This is a genomic window from Butyrivibrio sp. FCS014 (genome assembly GCF_000526935.1).
Taxonomy (GTDB): Bacteria; Bacillota; Clostridia; order Lachnospirales; family Lachnospiraceae; genus Butyrivibrio.
Map to the genome: position 1 here is coordinate 203778 of NZ_JAHA01000008.1, position 18321 is coordinate 222098.

At 46.2% G+C, this 18321-nt stretch carries 17 protein-coding genes and 1 tRNA gene; 3 read left to right on the plus strand and 15 right to left on the minus strand.

Features of this window, described 5'->3' with window-relative positions:
* Positions 1-28: 28 nt before the first annotated feature.
* From T456_RS0109785 to T456_RS0109830, 11 genes are all read right to left on the minus strand, one after another.
* Complete coding sequence (locus T456_RS0109785) at positions 29-796, minus strand: ABC transporter ATP-binding protein (protein ID WP_051465014.1); 768 nt, start codon at positions 794-796, stop codon at positions 29-31.
* Positions 777-1502, minus strand: a complete 726-nt coding sequence (locus T456_RS0109790) for an ATP-binding cassette domain-containing protein (RefSeq protein WP_024865994.1) — start codon at positions 1500-1502, stop codon at positions 777-779. The genes T456_RS0109785 and T456_RS0109790 overlap by 20 nt, the downstream gene beginning before the upstream one ends.
* 11 nt (positions 1503-1513) lie before the next feature.
* Positions 1514-3139, minus strand: coding sequence for an ABC transporter substrate-binding protein (locus T456_RS0109795; RefSeq protein ID WP_024865995.1), 1626 nt, complete (start codon positions 3137-3139; stop codon positions 1514-1516).
* 13 nt (positions 3140-3152) lie between these two features.
* Positions 3153-3980, minus strand: a complete 828-nt coding sequence (locus T456_RS0109800) for an ABC transporter permease (protein ID WP_024865996.1) — start codon at positions 3978-3980, stop codon at positions 3153-3155.
* Between the two features lie 14 nt (positions 3981-3994).
* Positions 3995-4930: an ABC transporter permease gene (locus tag T456_RS0109805; RefSeq protein WP_081749056.1), complete on the minus strand. Its 936-nt coding sequence runs from the start codon at positions 4928-4930 to the stop codon at positions 3995-3997.
* 185 nt (positions 4931-5115) lie between these two features.
* Entirely contained in the window at positions 5116-5490 is a 375-nt protein-coding gene (locus T456_RS0109810; RefSeq protein WP_024865998.1) for a YccF domain-containing protein, read from the minus strand.
* A 92-nt stretch (positions 5491-5582) separates the two neighbouring features.
* Positions 5583-7865, minus strand: coding sequence for a transglutaminase-like domain-containing protein (locus tag T456_RS0109815; RefSeq protein WP_081749057.1), 2283 nt, complete (start codon positions 7863-7865; stop codon positions 5583-5585).
* Positions 7819-8889 (minus strand): DUF58 domain-containing protein, encoded by a 1071-nt coding sequence (locus T456_RS0109820; RefSeq protein ID WP_024866000.1) that lies wholly within the window; start codon positions 8887-8889, stop codon positions 7819-7821. Before T456_RS0109820 ends, T456_RS0109815 begins: the two co-directional genes overlap by 47 nt.
* A complete protein-coding gene (locus tag T456_RS23095; protein WP_242835914.1) occupies positions 8886-9290 on the minus strand; it encodes an AAA family ATPase in 405 nt (134 codons plus the stop codon). The genes T456_RS0109820 and T456_RS23095 overlap by 4 nt, the downstream gene beginning before the upstream one ends.
* The gene (locus T456_RS23100) at positions 9287-9808 is read right to left on the minus strand and encodes an AAA family ATPase (RefSeq protein WP_242835916.1); all 522 of its coding nucleotides are present in this window, start codon (positions 9806-9808) and stop codon (positions 9287-9289) included. Before T456_RS23100 ends, T456_RS23095 begins: the two co-directional genes overlap by 4 nt.
* Positions 9809-9875: 67 nt before the next feature.
* On the minus strand, positions 9876-11177 hold the full coding sequence (locus T456_RS0109830; RefSeq protein WP_024866001.1) for a class I SAM-dependent rRNA methyltransferase: 1302 nt from the start codon (positions 11175-11177) through the stop codon (positions 9876-9878).
* Between the two features lie 128 nt (positions 11178-11305).
* Between T456_RS0109830 and T456_RS0109835 the strand changes: the two genes are divergently transcribed.
* A tRNA-Gly gene (locus T456_RS0109835) sits at positions 11306-11378 on the plus strand.
* A 107-nt stretch (positions 11379-11485) separates the two neighbouring features.
* On the opposite strand, the gene tnpA is transcribed toward T456_RS0109835, so the two are convergent.
* Positions 11486-11971 (minus strand): IS200/IS605 family transposase, encoded by a 486-nt coding sequence (tnpA, locus tag T456_RS0109840; RefSeq protein ID WP_051465015.1) that lies wholly within the window; start codon positions 11969-11971, stop codon positions 11486-11488.
* Between the two features lie 96 nt (positions 11972-12067).
* On the opposite strand from tnpA, the gene T456_RS0109845 reads away from it, so the two are divergent.
* Entirely contained in the window at positions 12068-13471 is a 1404-nt protein-coding gene (locus T456_RS0109845) for an RNA-guided endonuclease InsQ/TnpB family protein (RefSeq protein ID WP_024866003.1), read from the plus strand.
* 37 nt (positions 13472-13508) lie between these two features.
* Here the strand turns inward: T456_RS0109845 and T456_RS21300 are convergent, their stop codons facing one another.
* Positions 13509-14612: a GGDEF domain-containing protein gene (locus T456_RS21300; protein ID WP_024866004.1), complete on the minus strand. Its 1104-nt coding sequence runs from the start codon at positions 14610-14612 to the stop codon at positions 13509-13511.
* Between the two features lie 129 nt (positions 14613-14741).
* A complete protein-coding gene (locus T456_RS0109855; RefSeq protein ID WP_024866005.1) occupies positions 14742-16262 on the minus strand; it encodes a Na+/H+ antiporter NhaC family protein in 1521 nt (506 codons plus the stop codon).
* A 390-nt stretch (positions 16263-16652) separates the two neighbouring features.
* Here T456_RS0109855 and T456_RS22455 point away from each other — a divergent pair, with 390 nt between their 5' ends.
* Positions 16653-16835 carry a hypothetical protein gene (locus T456_RS22455; protein ID WP_155837996.1) on the plus strand — a complete coding sequence of 61 codons (183 nt, stop codon included), beginning with the start codon at positions 16653-16655 and terminating at the stop codon, positions 16833-16835.
* A 28-nt stretch (positions 16836-16863) separates the two neighbouring features.
* On the opposite strand, the gene T456_RS0109865 is transcribed toward T456_RS22455, so the two are convergent.
* Positions 16864-18192, minus strand: a complete 1329-nt coding sequence (locus T456_RS0109865) for an IS30 family transposase (protein ID WP_024864491.1) — start codon at positions 18190-18192, stop codon at positions 16864-16866.
* Between the last annotated feature and the right edge of the window lie 129 nt (positions 18193-18321).

Genomic DNA, 18321 nt, shown 5'->3' on the forward strand with positions numbered 1-18321 from the left:
TCTGCCTTATTTGTCAGCCTTTGTTCTATCACTCAATCAGATTAAGTATTGCAGCGTTAACAAGCTTCTTAGTGTATTCGTTTTCCGGATGCTCGTATAGCTGCTCCACGCTCCCCTGCTCCACAATAACTCCATCCTGCAAAACAAAGGCACGGTCACAAAAGCTTCGAACCAATTTGATATCATGGCTGATAAACAAAAAAGCCATGTTCATTTCTTCTTTTAGTTTCCTAAGGACCTCTATAAGCTGATCCTGAACTTCTGCATCCAGGGCGCTGGTAATTTCGTCGCAAAGAAGGAGCCTGGGTTTTATAAGAATCGCTCTGGCAATAGCGGCCCTCTGTGCCTCGCCTCCACTTACTTCAAAAACATATTTGTTCTTGTAGCTAAGTGGTAATCCCACCATTTCCATGGCTTCGTCTACCCTTTTTTCCTGTTCCTTGCGCGGCATGGAAGAAAGATAATTTAACCCTTCACGGATACCTCTTCCCAGCTTCATACGTGGACTGAATGAATTCATTGGATTCTGAAATACCATCTGCATGGTACTTCTGGCATTTTTTCCGCAGTTACGTGCAATAAGGGATTGACCGTCATAAACCACATCACCTGAGGTTGGCGTCACAAACCCTGCAACAATGTTAGCAATAGTGGTCTTTCCACTGCCGCTTTCGCCGATAAGCCCCACACACTCACCTGCTTCTACAGAAAAGCTCACATCATTAAGTGCCCGGAACAACTGATCATTGTTTCCCTGAAAGGTTTTATTAAGTTTCTCAACTTGCAGTAACGGCAAAGACATTTCCTCCCGCTTCCTCCAATTTTCCATTCCGGATATACCCGGTCCTGTCAGCCAAAGCCCCGGCTACTGCCATGTTATGAGTTACCAGCAGCACTGCCAGGTTGTCATTCTGTACAATTTCCTGGAGCTGTTTGATAAACTCTGCCTGGCTTGTTACATCCAACGCACTGGTGGGTTCATCCGCCAGAAGAAGTGTTGCTTTATTAGATAATGCCATGGCAACAGCCACACGCTGGCACATACCTCCACTGAGTTCATGAGGATACGAATTCCAAACTCTTTCCGGATCTGAAAAATGCAGTCTGGAAAGAATATTGAGGCCCTTGGTCCGGGCATCCTTTTTGCTTATTCGCTCACTTACCCGCATAACCTCTGTCATTTGGTTTCCGATGGTAAAGAGTGGGTCAAATGAGCTGTCCGGATGCTGTGAAATGGTAGCCAGTTCCTTACCTAAAACCTTTTTCAGGTATGGTGTATATCTGCCATTTTCAAAAATCGTATTTCCCAAAAGGCTGATAGTTCCGCCGGTGATCCTTCCGTTTTTTCCCAGCATTCCGCTTATGGCATTAAGGATCGTGCTTTTTCCGCATCCACTCTTGCCAATAATGCTGTAAATCTCACCACTCTCAACCGTAAGGGAAATATCCCTTACGATTGTGGTGTTTTCATATTCTATTGTCAGATTTTTTACTTCTAACATATTTTCCCGTCTTAATCTAAATCTACATTTGCATCAAGATAGTAGTAGTTTGAAGGGCAGGGCTTATAACCGCTGACACGACTGCTTGTAATATAGGTGTTGGTTCCGTTGCAATATACGATATAGCTGTTGTCATCGAGAAGCATCTGCTCCATCTGGAATACAAGCTCGTTACGAGCGTCATCGCCGAAGGTTTTATGCAGCTGCTCTGCGAGCTTGTCCAACTCAGGATTTGAGTATCCACCGTAGTTTGCACTTCCGCCGGTAATAACATCCTGATCAAAGAAGTAGCTCGCATCTCCTGTAGGAGTCATATATTTTCCGCTAAGTGACATATCCCAGTTAACACCGTTGTAGGTTTCGAAGGAATCCAGATTCAGATAGCTCTCGGTTCTCATCTCAACACCGATAGAGCGAAGATCGGAGGCAAGAACATCACAGAAATCTGTGCTGGCATTCTCAGTTACTGCCATAACAAGTGAAATAGGTGCACCGTTCATCTCACGAACACCATCATTGTCTGTATCTACATATCCGGCGTTATCCAGTACCTCTGCAGCCTTTTCAAGGTTCTGCTCTTTGATGTGAATATCAAGCTTTGAATTATCTCCGTATGAAAGAGTAGCAGGATAGATTCCCCAGTTAGCTCTCTTGGTTCCGTTACTGATTTTCTCATATCCTTCACGGTCTACCGTCCATGCGATTGCTTCACGTACTGCAGCATCCTTGGCAAAATCGCTGGCATTGAAGTTGAAGATGATCTTCTCTGCGCGGGATGTATCAATTGAAAGAACGTTGTAGCCGGTAGTCTCGTTGCATACAAGAACAGCACTGCTGGTTCCGTCGCAGATATCCAGCTCGCCGTTCTGCATAGCCATAACCATTGCATCATCATCACCGAAGGTCATAAGATGAGCTTCATCAATCTTCACTTCACCGCCCCAGTAGTTTTCATTCTTTAAAAGAACCATCTCTACTTCAGGTGTGAACTGGTCTACAACAAAAGGTCCTGTGCAGTGAGCGCCATTCTCATAATCCTCTGAATCACCTACATAGTAAACAGTAAGAAGCGGATCACAAAGTGAGTAAATAAAAGTGGGATCGGCGTAGGGTGTAACAATAGTAAGATCCTGCCCATCAGCAGACATACTCTCATATGCCAAAGTTGATTCACCACGATTATTTATTGAAAGTGTACGCTCAAAGCAATCAACAACCGACTGCGCTGTCATCTTTTCTCCGTTTGAGAAATATACATCGTCACGAAGATGGAATACCCATGTAACACCATCGGTAGGCTCGTCAAAGCTTTCTACCAGTGTCGGAATGGCATCATAAGCGTCATCCAGTTTAAAAAGTGTCTCAGCTACACCGGCAAATGATAAATACCAGCCGTTCCAGTCTGTAGCCGGATCCAGATTGGAAGCTCCAAACATACCGGCAGATGATCCGGCATGAAGTATCTTTCTTTCATTAGTGGCTTCAGCAGGTGCCTCTGCTGCAGCTTCCACAGCTTCTTCGGAAGCTTCTGTCTCAACAGCGACAGTCTCTTCTTTCGCAGTTTCTCCGCATCCAACCAAAAGACATGCTGTCATGGCCAATGCTATTCCCTTTTTCAGTAAATTTAACCTTTTCATTTCCTCTCCTTTATCATTCGTGGAATGATCCACGTTTATCGTAATAATTTCGCGCACAGTCGCTGCAGATGTTGAACAGGAAGACCATTATAAACAGCGCAATGCCCGGAATTACTATTAACGATGGGTTGGTCTGCAGGAAGCGCCTTGATTCGCTCATCATAGCTCCCCACTCTGCAGTAGGACGGGCCCCTCCAAGTCCCAGATACGAAAGTCCTGCCATACTCAGTACTACATTTCCTATATCCAATGCCGCAGTTACCAAAAGCGGCGGTACCATATTCGGAAGTATATATTTGATCAAAATGCTTACGCGTCCCGCCCCGCACATTCTTGCGGCACGAACGAAGGTGTTATTCTTAAGATTCAGCACAAGAGATCTTGAGTATCTGGCATAAGTTGTCCAATATACCAGTATCAGGGCAATCATTCCGTTTCCTTTTCCGGGTCCCAGAATTCCAGCAATGGCAACTGCCAGAACAAATCCGGGGAAAGCCTGAAATACGGTAGTGATCTTGGTGATCACCGAATCAATTGCACCTCCGCTGTATCCTGCGAGCATTCCCATTATGGATCCAAAGGCCAGCACCACCGCTACAACTATCATGGATGAGTATATGGTCTGTTGCCCTCCCGCAATGATCCTGCACGCAATGCATCGGCCAAGCTGATCCGTTCCCAAAAGATATCCTTCTTCTCCTGCCGGAATAAATGCATCCGAAAGATTTGTCGCGTAGGGATCATGCTTCAGAAAAAAGCCGGCCACAAGCATGAATACAAGTAAAACAAGCAGAAACGCCAGTGATAAAAAATAGGCGATTTTAGTTTTCTTATTTTGCATTCTTCATTTTCTCCTCAGGATATTCTGGGATCCAGTTTCCTGCCCGCAACATCAACCAGATAATTGACAAGCAGGTACAGTGCCGCCATCCACGCAGCATAGGCCTGAATAAACGGGTAATCTCTCGATGTGACCGCTGATACTGCAAGGGCTCCAACGCCCTTCACGGAAAAGATGGATTCCGTGATAGCAGATCCTCCAAGCATTCCGCCGATTGACACCCCCAGGAGAGTTATAACAGGAAGCATGCAGTTTTTAAGTACATGTTTCCAGAGAATCCTCTGCCTGCTTATTCCTCTGCTGTAGAGAGAATAAACATACTGGGAGCTTAACTGTTCCAATGCAATAGCCCGTATTTGTCTGATATACCACGACGAAAGAGATACTCCGGTAACCAGCGCCGGAAGAATGAATCCCCTGATTCCCGGTTCGGCCATAACTTTGAACAGGTTCCATTTAATACACGCATAGTACAGAACAATAAGCGAAATAAAGAAAGATGGCAGCGACGAGAAGAAATAGGAAAACAGTCGCATTACTGAATCCAGCCATCCATTGGGATGATATGCACACAATATTCCTATCGGAAGGGATATTATCAAAGTGACCATCAAAGACAGAAATGTCAGTTTTAACGTATTAGGAAGCGCGGCAAGCATCATATCTGTTATATTTTCGCTTGTTCTGTAAGACTTTCCAAAATCCAGACGGATCACATTTTTCATCCAGTCCAGGTACTGTTCCAGAAAGGGACGATCCAGTCCCATTTCCTCACGGGTCTTATCCAGCATTTCCTGAGTATACCCCGTGCCCATGGAAGAAAGCTTTACTACCGCAGCATCATCCGGTGAAAGATAAGATAAGAGAAATGTAAGAAATGTTACGCCAAGGACTATCACAAGCGCAGATAATAATTTTTTACCCCATTTTTTAATACTGTTTTTTTTCACTGTAAACTCCCGCTCCCCACTTTTCAGCTATTCTTTTATAAATCTATCAGCCAGCCCCCGCAAGCCCCCCTAGGGGTTATTTCTCTAAATTTTTTCACGAAAAAAAAGCATCTCCTTCAATGTGATCAATTCATTGAAGGAAATGCTCTAAATATTTGTCCGAGATTCAAATATGCAAAAGGCAATTACAAAACATGTTCCCTGACAACTCTGGCCCCAAAAGGACTGAGTGCAACCTTGGCTATCTTAAAATACTGCTTGCCCCACGGAATGCCTACAATTGTAATGCAAAGGATACAGCCCAAAAGGAAGTTGCCAAGAGCAAGTTCCCATCCGGAAATGATAAACCAGATAACATTAAGTATGAAAGAACCGGCGCCGCCATCGTTGACAATCTCCTTACCAAAGGGATTGAGCGAAATTGATGCCAGCTTGAAACACTGTACACCTACAGGAATACCCACAACAGTGATACACCAGAGGCAGCCTGCTGCCACCCAGCCGAGAGCGCTTAAAAGCCCACCACATATGATCCATAAAATATTCAGAATGATCCTCAAAACTTCCTCCTCACTTCGCGCTTATATTTTTCATTCACAATATAGATTATAGTCCGCATTACTGCAGCAGAGTATTAAATAACCATAAAATTTTAAACGTTTTCGAAAACATGCACAAAGGGTCTTGATGCCGGTCTTTTGGTCTTTTCCAGCGATTTTCTTAAGTTTCTGGCCAATTCGTTCTCTTCCCCGGTGGGCTCTGACTCTTTTCCCGTGCTGTAGAGCACCCGGTAAGCGGCAGCAAAGACTGCCTCAAGGTCATCCTGAAACTCCGCCGGTGCAAAAGAAACATAGTCCGACAGAATCCCGCGGTCATCTATCCCGCTCCCGGTCAGCCTTGAAAGACTTCTTTTTATCATCTCCACATCAGAAAGAAGCTGCTGCGATGGTGTAGAGAGACGGTACCTCACAGCCTTGTAAGCCCGCGTTCCCGCAAAAAGAAGAAGCACGATAAGCACTGCTGAAGCGGCAAAGGGCCATATTACCTTTAAAGCCAGAAGAAGGGATTCGGCAAAAAAGGTATCCTCCTCAGGAAGTGGCTGTACATCCGCATTATCAGAAACTGCCGCGGGTTTGGGCGGTTTATATCCGTTTTCGGTTTCGCTTCTTTTCCTGTGCCAGGAGTTCCCTGTCAGAGTGTAATAACCGGAAGTTGGCTCGAAGGGAATCCAACCTGCCCCTTCAATGTAGGCCTCGGGCCAGGTGTGGGCGCAGTTGCTTCCGACCTTGTACTGCTCAGCCTTTTCAAAAGGGAAGGTATAGCGATAGCCCGTTGCTGCTCTGGCGGGAATCCCCGACAATCTAAGGAGCATCACCATGGATGAGGTGAAATGAACACAGTACCCCCTTCCGGTATCAAAAAGGAACCTGCCCGCAATGTCCGCCATTCCCCTGCTGCTTCCCATATCTGAGTCAGGATCGTACCTGCCAACAGCATTGGTGTCATAGGTATACTGGCGAAGATAACTCTCTATCTGCCTGCACCTGTCATAGTCCGTGTCGCTTCCCCGGGTGATTTCTTCGGCAAGGGCCCTCAGCTTTTCGTCCGCCCCGGTAACATCAAGGTAGTTATTATCCGGCTCCGCTTCCGACCCGGACAGCTCTTTTCTCGCTGCCTCGTATTCTTCTAAAGAAAGAGCCCCTGTAAGCTCTATGCCCCACAGATCCTTAGCGTAGCTGCAGGCAGTCTCATAGTCGGGAACGCTCCGGCCACCTTCGGATCTTAGCAGCTCCGCCAGATACGGGCTTCCGTAGTCGATGTCCAGGTACCTTGCCTTTGTCCTGTAGCCCTTCCTGTGAAGGGAATCGCTCCTTCCGCCTGAAACCTTCTCGTCCCACTGTGTCAGAAGAAACGCCGTAGATGGCGCTATCTCGTCGTGGGTATCAAGGTAAGCGTACTCTATGTCAACTTCCTCAATGTTTGAGAAAAGTGATGCCTCTTCACTGTCCACGCCGTTTTCGTAAAGGTATCCCAAAAAGCCCACAAACCAGGCTTCATCCACGCCCCTTCCCCCGGTGAGATACAGGGTCTTTCGCATGCTTAAAGTCTCTCCCGTTTCCTCATCCGTGAAGGTGTGATAGGGCTGGGCCTTCATCTCCAGTATCAGCTGCACCTTCTCTGAACCCTCGACCTTACCGCCTTTTGAGGAAAAAGAGCTGTATCCGGCCACATAGTTATCTCCAAGAGGCGAAGCAAAGTAGTAGGACAGGTTCTCAGCCGCAGTCTCGATTCCGGAGGCAATCTTCTCTCCGGCTCTGACCACCGGCGACCAGTCAATGGGTTTTTCTCCCATTGGAAAAAATGCAGCTACTGCGCCAAGACACAGAAAAAGATGTATTGGATAAAGCTCTTTTCCCTTTTCAAAAAGAGCCTGAACTGCCCACATGGAAAGGATCACAAGACAGATGCACAAAAGCTTTGCGATAATGTCTTTGCCATGGAAGCTCCCCTGGTAAAAATACAGATACAAGGTGACCGCATCCAGGATCAGCACCGTAAATATGAGAAGTTTCCTTCCCTGCTGCAAAAAGCCGATTAAGAGCCTTAAGGCAGCTCCAAGAATAACTGCGCTCGCCGCACCTTTAAGGACGCTGCTGCCCCTCATCACAAGAATAAGTACCAGCGGCGGCAGCAGGGAGAAAAGAGCTGCGATCCTGCTGCTGACAAATATCGAAAATATCTGCTCTAAGATGCAGCAGACAAAGAAAGCCCCCAGAGCAAAAAAGGGCATAAAGGCGCCGGGAATCCGTTCTGCCTCTCCGCCAAAGATCCCATAGATCTCATAGAATATCGCAGCAAAACAAAAGGCCAGAAGATGCCCCACCGCTTCACTCATAAATCTCGATGAAATTGTCCTTGTCCTTTGGTTGCTCATTGATTGTGATCCAGGTGTCTGTGTTATTTCCGTTTTCCCTGTGGATGGTTATCAGTTCCTGAAGCTTCCTGTATTCCGCCTCGGATGAGTAGAACAGTCCCTCCGAAACGCTCTCATAGAATGTATTAAAGCTGTCCCGGGAGTCGATCCTTGCTTCAACGATCTTCCCCGCGGGATAGATTATGGTCACGGGAATTCCCTGGTCGGAAAAGTGCCTTGCGGCGGATACCACGAACTCCAAAAAGAAGTCACGGCCTTTAAGAAACTCCGTATCCCACTCCCTTTCGGGGATGTTGCAGGTGTTCATGATGATGGTGACTGTCCTCTTCTCCATTCTGTCGGGAAGTCTCACCATCAGCTCCGAGAGCCTGGCGGAAACCTTCCAGTTTACAGAAGAGATGGCATCTCCCTTCTGATAAACCCTGAGGTCATTCCCCGGAGTGTCCTCGTATAGTCGGTAGCTCTTTTGCCCGGTGCTGTTAATGAGGTTCTCCAGGTCCAGAGCCTTTCCTGCGATGTCCGTTATCCTGGGCTTGACCAGAGCCCGGAAGGAATAGGAGACATCAAAAGTCATTTCAAGGATATGAAAGGGATCGGAAAATGTGAGGGTTTCGACGCCAATGTAATATGCCCCGGCAAAGAGACAGTTTATTCCGGAAAACAGCTCTTTTTTCTCGTGGGCATCAAGGCTGATGCGGGTGCCTTCCGGTATCTCATATAGATTACAGCGGTCCTTGTAGATTCCCACTGCCATGTTGTGTATGGGAAAAATGCCGGCGTTTTCGAAAACCGCCCGGTACTTGTGAACTTCACCTTTGGTGAGTTTGTGAACCTCAATCTCCTGATAGACTCTAAGGAGCTTGAAGGAAACAAGAATATAAATGACGGAAACCGGCAGAAAAAGCAATAGAGCTGCCAGAGGCGCATAGGCCACCGGGCCGCCATAGAAGCTTGCAAATACGATGCCGGCAATAAGTGCTGCAAGATAGATTAAAAGATTCTTTGTGGCAAATGATACTTTCATTGCACCCTGATCTTTCTTAAAATGCCTTCCAGAAGTTCGGCTCCTGTCATGCGGCTTAGTCTCGCTTCGCCTGTAAGAATCAGCCTGTGGGGGATTGTCAGCTTTGCTGCCTCAAGGATGTCCTCCGGAATACAGAAATCTCTATCCGCCAGGTATGCGATGGCCTGGGCGCAGCGGATCATGGACAAAAGAGCTCTCGGAGATGCCCCAACGGATATCTCGGATCTTTTGCGGGTCTCATCCACAATGGCTGCCCCGTAGGAAAGGAGGTTGTCGTGAACAGCGATGGAGCTGACTTCCCGTTTCATGTCAGTGATGTCACCGCCGGTAAGAACCGGCTCTGTCTTATCATGAAGGCTGCCCTCAAGGAATCTTTTGGCCATATCCTCTGAAGCGCTCATTTCGGGATAGCCCCGGAGAGCTTCATCATAAAGCGGTCAAGCTGCGACTCCGGAAGGGGATAGGTTCCGGCCATCTCAGACGGATTCTGGGTTCCAAGGACCATAAAGGGCTCTGGAACAGGGTATGAAGTTCCGTCTATGGTAACCCTGTGCTCCTCCATTACCTCTAAAAGAGCCGACTGGGTCTTGGGGGAAGTGCGGTTTAGTTCGTCCGCCAGAACTATATTGCTCATGACAGGTCCCGGCATTACTGAAAAAGTCCCCTTTTCCTTATCATAGACAGAGATACCGGTAATATCCGATGGCATGGTATCAGGAGTGCACTGCACCCTTGCAAAGGAAAGAGACACAGAATCAGCCAGGGCCTTTGCCAGGGTGGTCTTGCCAACACCGGGCACGTCCTCCAAAAGCACATGCCCCTCTGCCAAAAGAGCTATGATTATCCTGTCGATAACCTCGCCCTTTCCCACAATTCTCTTTTCCATGTTTTCTTTGAGTTTAAGGATCCTCTCGTTCATGACTCTTCTGCTCCCCTAAAGTCCTGCCCTCTTGCTCTATGGCCGGGACAGTTGCTCTGACAAATAGTCACATCTCATCCACAACCTGGAAGATCACAAATTTCAGATAGTAAGATGCTGCTCCGCCCCAGAGAATAGGATGGTCAGCGGCCTGCTGCCTGAATTCCACCTGCTTGAGGCGCTTGTGTGCGTCCCGGGCAGCGTCGGCTATGGTCTTAAGGAACAGCTCCTCATCCATAAAATGTGAGCAGGAACAGGTGGCAAGGTAGCCGCCGTCCTTCACAAGACGCATGCCGCGGAGGTTGATCTCCTTGTAGCCGGTGACAGCCTTCTTGATGGAAGCTCTGGACTTGGTAAATGCCGGGGGATCAAGGATAACGACGTCAAATTTCTCGCCCTTCTTCTCAAGGTCCGGAAGGAGCTCAAATACATCAGCACATTGGAAAGAAGCTATGTTCTCAAGGCCGTTAAGCGCAGCATTCTCCCTGGCCTGTTCACAGCCAAGGTCTGATGCGTCCACTCCAAGGACGGATGCCGCCCCGCCTGCTGCCGCATTTAAGGCAAAAGAGCCGGTGTGGGTAAAGCAGTCCAGCACCTTAGCGCCCTTGCACAGGCCTCTTATGGCCTGCCTGTTGAACTTCTGGTCAAGGAAAAATCCGGTCTTCTGGCCGTTTTCCACATCTACGTAATACTTAACTCCGTTCTCTTCTATAAGAACCTTTGTATCGAAGGGTTCTCCAATAAAGCCCTTGGTCCTTTCAAGGCCTTCAAGCTCACGAACCTTGGCGTCGCTCCTCTCGTATATTCCACGGATCTTAACTCCGTCTTCTAAAAAGACATTCCTGCAGGCATCAAGGATTATGTTCTTCATCCTGTCGGTGCCAAGGGCCAATGACTCGATAACAAGAACATCTGCAAATTTGTCTATGGTAATTCCGGGAAGGAAGTCCGCCTCTCCGAAGATCAGTCTGCAGGAAAGCCGTGTAAGCCGGTCAGCAGAAGGCTCTTTTCCCCGGGAATTGGCATCCCCGGGAGCAAGATACTGTGCCATATATCCCGCCATTACGGCCTTTCTGTGGTTCCAGGCGTCGCGAACCCTGCGCTCTATGAGCTCCTCGTTTACGGGATGGTCCTTTTTCCTGGACATAATGCGGATCCTGATCTTTGAATTGGTATTTATGAAACCGTAGCCCAGAAAATATCCGTCGAAATCGTGGAGCTCTATCACGTCTCCGTTGTCAAAAGAGCCTTCGACCCTGTCCACTTCATTGTCATAGATCCAGGCGCCGCCCGCCTTGAACTCGCGGCCCTGTCCCTTCTTAAGATATGCCTTTGCATCAGCAACTGTAATCTGCCTTGAATCTTCCATGTATTAAAACCTCGCTTTGTGAATTCCCAAAATCCATGAGTGGTGAAAATCAAAAATATATGTTGACAATACATTAATTATATTCTAAAATCAATTCGTTGTCGCAGTTATTATAAGTGACTTCAAATGCGATAGTGGCGTAGTTGGTAACGCGCGACCTTGCCAAGGTCGAGACCGCGGGTTCGAGCCCCGTCTATCGCTCTACAAAAAGGACATCCCATCGGATGTCCTTTTTGTTGTCTTTAGGCCATTATAAACATCGTGCGAGAAAACCCCTTCCGATGAAGTCGGTTGTGGGATGAATCGCACTAGCTTTTCTTTTTGTATTTCCCCGTCTTAATGTATTTACGTTTGTGTTCTTCTGTTCGCTGATCTTCAATGTATTTCTTGACAGTATCAAGAGAAACACTTCCGGTAGTGGCACAGAAGTAACTTGCACTCCAGAAGGGTGAATCTCCCCAGAGGTATTTCTCAACGTGTGTTCTATATGTATTTCTCACTTCTTTGGAAAGCTGTGATTTTAGCGAGTTGATGAGTTTTACAGGTGCAACATCAGGTGGCATGGAGATCAGCAGATGCATGTGATCGACATCTGTCTCTGCTGAAATGAGTTCGCTGTTCATGCGTCCGCAGAGGTAAGCTGCGTAATCCTTCATGAAATCACCGATCTCATCTGTGATCACTTTCTTTCTGTACTTAGTCACAAAGATCACATGGTAAGTAAGCTTGTATACGGAATGTGAACCTCTTCTATAGTCGTCAAGGTTTTCTGATCTTGATACTGATTTCTCCATAAAATTTCCCTTCATCTAAAAAGAACAGATGTTTGCCTATTCCTGAAATATATGCTATAATACATACTATAGAATACTACTAAGGAATTTTCAACCGTGTACAGGACAAGGCAATACAGGATAAGCAAAAACCACATACTCTATGACTACTGCAGGGATATCTGCAGATCATCAGCCGTTCTGTATAACAGGGCAAATTTCATCTTAAGGCAGTATTCGTCATCGGTTGATTCAATGGCTGAGTTCAAGCCTCTTTTCCCAAATCAGATGATGGTTTACAGGCTCGTAAGAGATAATCTTTCAGGGACTAAATATCTTGGTGACAGTAAGTGGCTCTCATACAATGGTCTGGACTATCTGCTAAAGGTTACAAGGGATAAGGCGTACTATGCCCTTCCGGCTCAGGCTAATCAGCAGATACTGAAACTCCTCCTTCGGGACTATAAGTCTTTCTTTGAAGCTGTAAAAGCATATGGAAGGAATCATGAAGCTTTCACGGGTCGCCCCAAGATGCCGGGATATATGTCACAGGGCTCGTTCAAAACAGCCATCCTGACAAATCAGATCTGCAGGATCAATAATGGCTGTCTTAAGTTTCCCGGTACCAGGGATAGGCTGTCTCTTGGCCAGCTCCATGAAGAAGTATGCCTTAAGGAAGTGCGTATAAAGCCCTGTGGAAACAGCTTTGTCCTGGATGTAGTCCTAGCTGTTCCTGATATGGGGATGATCCCAATGGCTGATAAAGATATCCTCGCTGACCTGTCAGATGTAGTGGATCTGAAAGATTTGAGGGTGATGGCCATAGATCCCGGGACAGACAATATCGCCGCTGTAGCAAACACTTTTGGTGCAAGGCCATTTGTGATAAAGGGAGGAGTGATCAAATCAATCAACCAGCTTTACAACAAAGAGATGAAAAGACTCTCTTCCTGTGCCATGACATGTAATAAGAGGTACAGGACAAGAAAGATGAATGCTCTTACTGAAAAGAGGAACAGAAGGATAAAGGATCAGTTTCATAAGGTGAGCAGACAGCTTGCAGACTATGCAAGGGATAACCATGTAGATGTAGTAGTGATGGGGCATAATACATACCAGAAACAGAAAATAGGGATAGGACATGTTAATAACCAGAACTTTGTGCAGATACCAATGCTGATATTTGCAGACATGGTCAGATACAAACTTGCTGAATATGGTATAAGGTTTGTCCTTACAGAAGAAAGCTACACATCAAAGGCAGACTTTCTTGCAAAAGACTATATCCCTGTGTATAAAAAGAACTGTTCAGGAAAATACTTTTTCTCAGGAAAGAGGATACAGAGAGGACTTTACAGGCACTACGATGGTACAATAACAAATGCAGACATAAATGGGGCTGCAAACATCTTAAGGAAAGTATTCCCAAAGGTAAGCCAATGGGATAGGGGCATCGTGGACATGCCCTGTTCTGCAGGATGCATAGAGCATCCTGCAGGTTCATGCCGCCATGCGGCATAACAGAAACCCTTTCCGACGTGGAGTCGGTGAGGGTAGTTCATTTGCTGACAACTCTGTTTCTTCCTGATTCTTTGGCAATGTACAGCCGCTCGTCGGCTCTTTGGATGAACTTATCCAGATTCAGGCTTTCTTCATAATCAGCAGCCCCCATGGATGCTGTCACCTTAATGAGCTGTCCCTCTGACGAGATCTCAAGGCTTTGGATGTCTTCCCTCAGATTGTTCAGAAGTTCCGCAAATTCCTCATAGGAATAGGTTTCCGGTGAGATCAAAAGAAATTCCTCCCCGCCCCATCTTCCGTATAAAAGCCCCTTTTCCTGATAACGCCTGAAGCAGGACGTAACCGCAACCAGAACCTCATCCCCGGCCTGATGTCCGTAGGTATCATTGACTTTTTTAAAGAAATCGATATCCAGAATGGCTACTGCGAGCCTTTCTCCGGTAGTTTCTTTCTGCCTTTGGATCTCAGCCTCAAGAATGCTCTGCGTCTTTTTCCTGTTAAATATCCCCGTAAGCCCGTCATGGTCGGCCACATACTGCAGCTCCCGGTTTTTCGCACTCATTCGCTGATTATAGATTGAGGTATAGATCATAATGGAGATAAAGCCCAGAGCAGCATTGATGTAATACAGGGTGGAAGCCAGCTTATCACCTACCTGATATTCAGTCGGCAGAAGATCGTGTCTGTCCAATAATACCAGCGTCTCAAAGCCGACTACAATACAAACAGCGTATATTCCAATGGCAGCTTTCGGCCTTTTACTTAAGTTTGGAATAAAGAACGGAAGAAAGATACTGGAAAAAGTTCCGAAGAGCCACAGCTGATATCCGCATCTAAGGCCCATGAAAATGCAGGCAAATATCACATGCCAGAAGATCTCCCCCTCCATCAGCCAGACTGTCACCAATTGATGTCCCTTGGAAATCAGCAGAGCGCTGAGTACATAGATCATGATACTTGCGATATTGATAAAGACCATTGGGGTGCAGCCGGTCCAGATATAGAACAATTCCATAAAAGAATGCGTCACAAAAAGAGACACCGCTACCACCATGTACTGTCTGCTATCCAGGTAGTCACCGTCGTATGTCTCCTGATATGTTCTGTCTCTTAAGTTTTCCTTATCCTTTTTTCTCCTCATGGCATAATTGTAATTCCGTTTTATTTTTAATTCAAATAAAGAAACAATTAAAAAAGCCAATGAGCCGGAGCTCATTGGCTAAAATAATCACTTTCTGAAAATGGTCCCTTGACTTAAGTCCCCAGGGGCTCATTTTTGAATCTTCTTCATTGCGAACAGAGTGCCAAGCATAAGAACAATGCCTATAGGCAAGCAGATCAGCCAGTTCCTGAAGAAGCCGGAAATGATATATGCTGCAAAAGAAACTGCGGCTGCCGTTATGGCGTATGGAAGCTGAGTGGATACGTGCTTGATGTGGTCACACTGGGCGCCTGCACTGGCCATGATGGTTGTATCGGAGATAGGCGAGCAGTGGTCACCGCAAACAGCACCTGCCATACATGCGGAGATGGCGATTATCATCAGCTCGTTGTTCATGTTGGAGCCGAATACGTTAACAACGATAGGTATCAGGATACCAAAGGTTCCCCAGGAAGTTCCTGTGGCAAAAGCCAGGAAAGTGGCAATTATGAATACCACTGCGGGGATAAGGCTCATGATAGCGCCGTTATCCGCAAAGCTCTCAAATATTCCCGCAACATAGTTGGCTGCGCCAAGAGAGTCTGTCATGGACTTAAGTGTCCAGGCAAAGGTAAGCACCAGAATAGCGGGAACCATGCTCTTAAATCCCTCAGGGATAGAGTTCATGCATTCCTTGAAGCTAAGAACACCTGTCAGCAGGAAAAAGATAATTGTAAGAATCAGCGCTGCTACAGAGCCGTATACAAGTCCAACGGAAGCATCGGATCCGGAGAAAGCATCAACGAAATTGGTTCCTTCGAAGAAGCCGCCGGTATAGATCATTCCGATAACGCAGCAGATGATAAGTGTCACAATGGGGAATATAAGGTGAATAACCTTTCCCTTTGAAGAAACAGGAGGTGTGGGCTGGTCACTTGCACCAAGAAGTCCTTCACCGTCTCCGAAAGAAGTCACTATTTCTTTTACCTTGATATGTTCTTCAGCCTGTCTCATGGGACCGTAGTCAAAATTCATGGCGGTCAATCCAAACATCATTACGATGGTCAGAAGCGCATAGAAGTTATAGGGAATGGCGCGAACAAAAAGTGTAAGGCCGTTAACCCCGTCAACAAAGCCCGTAACAGCTGCTGCCCAGGACGAGATGGGAGCGATGATACAGATGGGAGCTGCCGTTGCATCGATAAGGTAAGCAAGCTTTTCTCTGGAGATCTTGTGTTTGTCCGTCACGGGACGCATAACCGAACCCACGGTAAGGCAGTTAAAATAGTCATCGATGAAGATCAGCATTCCAAGAACAATGGTAGCCACCTGTGCACCGGCCTTGGTCTTAACGTGGGAAACAGCCCACTTACCGAAGGCAGCCGAGCCGCCGGCCCTGTTCATGAGCATTACCATGGTTCCAAGAACCACCAGGAATATCAGGATTCCTACATTCCAGGGATCAGAGAGCTGACCTATCATTCCCTCAACGAAAACGTGATTGATCATCCCCGTGAAGCTGAAGCTTGAGTACAGAAGTCCTCCCACTACAATTCCGATAAACAGGGATGAGTAAACCTCTTTGGTGATGAGTGCCAGGGCAATGGCAATGATTGCCGGTAGCAATGACCAGAAAGTGTCGATAAACATAGAATTCTCCTCCGCATTAACGTGATAAAGTATTTCTTTATTATTTTGCGGAAATGCGCCTGTTGTCAATACTTCCCGACTATTTTTTGATGTTTTATTTTCAGTTCAAATTTTGATTGAATGAATAGTTAAATTCCACATGTAAAAGTAAATTCCATACTGAAGACTAAATTCAGCTTTTTAGAGGGTTTGACATATTTTGTCAGACCCTTTATTGTGGAATTTAGCCACTTATGCATTTGCTAAAATAAAAAAGAGTATGCGGTCGCTGACAACTGGAATTGGGTTCTGCAAGACTAAATTCCACTTATCTCGTGGTGAACATATGGTGGTCTCGTCCGCAGATTTCTTTCAAATTTTGTAATGCTTAGTGGCTTTTGTATTTATGTATTGGCACCGTCCGCCACCCTTGACAGGCACCTGAAGAAACGCTTCGCAGCCGTTGCCGACGATGAGGAACTCAGGAACAGCTTCAATAGCTTCATCGTCGGAATGAGCATTGTAGCGTTTCTTCAGGCACCTATCAAGGGCACAGCCTCGCAGGAGCGAGGTGGCTGCTTTAACTGCCTCTGACTCAGAATCTAGGAACAGCTTCTGAGCTTTAAACCTCGATTTTTCCTTTTAAAAGCGCGGGAGTGAGGATTACTTCGTCAGAGGGTATTTCCCACAAGCCAAAGTGTTTTAAGAGCTTTTTAGGAAGCATCATCTTGGCTAGTTTAAATGGTGTGAGCCCTCCAAGGCTTTCACGGTTTGCACTGTTTATGTGACTCATCATGAGATTGACATCATCCTGGGTAAGTCTGTCGAAGGTAGTTGTTGTCTGAGGGCATATCTTGCGGATGTATTCATGATTCTTTTCACAGTGAGGCTTCTGCCATGAAGCCATAGGATCACAGTAATAGATGCTTGTTCTCAATACGTTATCTATTCCACACTCAAGAGCTTCAGGATGCTTGAATTCTCTTCCGCGGTCTGTGACGATCAGAGGCATGGTTTTGCAGAACAGCTCAGTGCCTATAGCTCTATTGATATCATCAAATGTATTCTCAACGCCGATGGCTTCTTTTGAATTAAGCAGATATGCCATCATAAAGTCAGCATTGCAGAAGTGAAGTGTCAGGAGCACCTTATGACTTCCTTCCGGACCTATGACTGTATCCATCTCGGTTATCTTTGTGTCAGGGAATTCCTTGATAAATGCCTCATAATCCTTGTAGGATCTTCCTTCAAATATGCCGGTATCATCGATTTCTGAGGCATGAGCTTTACGAGGTTTGTACTTGACCAGCTTCGGGAGGTCAAGGTTACTGACAGATAAAGCTCCCTGATCAATGTAGTTGTAGATGGTTTTCTCACACTGGGATATCTCCGGGTGATTCTGAAGTATCATGTAAGGTGACTGCCCGTTAAGGATCAGAGGGCTTACAGTTGCATCAAGTGTTGCGAGATCCTCCTCGGTTATGTTTATGCCACGCCTTGCTTCAACAAGGATTGCCTTGTATTCACTCTGAGCTCTAACAGCGCGATAGAAGTACTTGTCTAACCGGCAGCCTCTCTTCTTATCGCAGCCATTGCATACAAAGGGGGCTTTATCTGTCAAAGGGCAGTGATAATCATAGGGAACATAGTCCTTACAATAGCTGTGACATTTATTGCAGCGTTTACATTCACGGTTGCAGAAAGGCACTGTTGTGCATACATGTTTTCTATGACAGTCTTTTGCATTGGCACATTTAAATAGCTTCTCATTGAATGTATTATGCATCTGGAACACACGGTGTTTTTTGACTTCCTTAGCTATAGTTGTTGGATCTTTTCCCAGTTCTATACCGATGGCTCTGAAAGATACTGATGCATCCAACCTCTTCTCAATAACAACACGGTTATCCTGATTCATATGCTTCTGATTGGTTTCTATTTTCTTAGACATGATTCCTCTTTCTACTGCGAAAGAGACCTGTATTAGAATACCTATATATGAACCAGAGTGTAAGACTTAATTCCGTATAATGTGGAATTTACTTTTTTATTCAATGCAGTTCAAATTTTTTATAAAAAC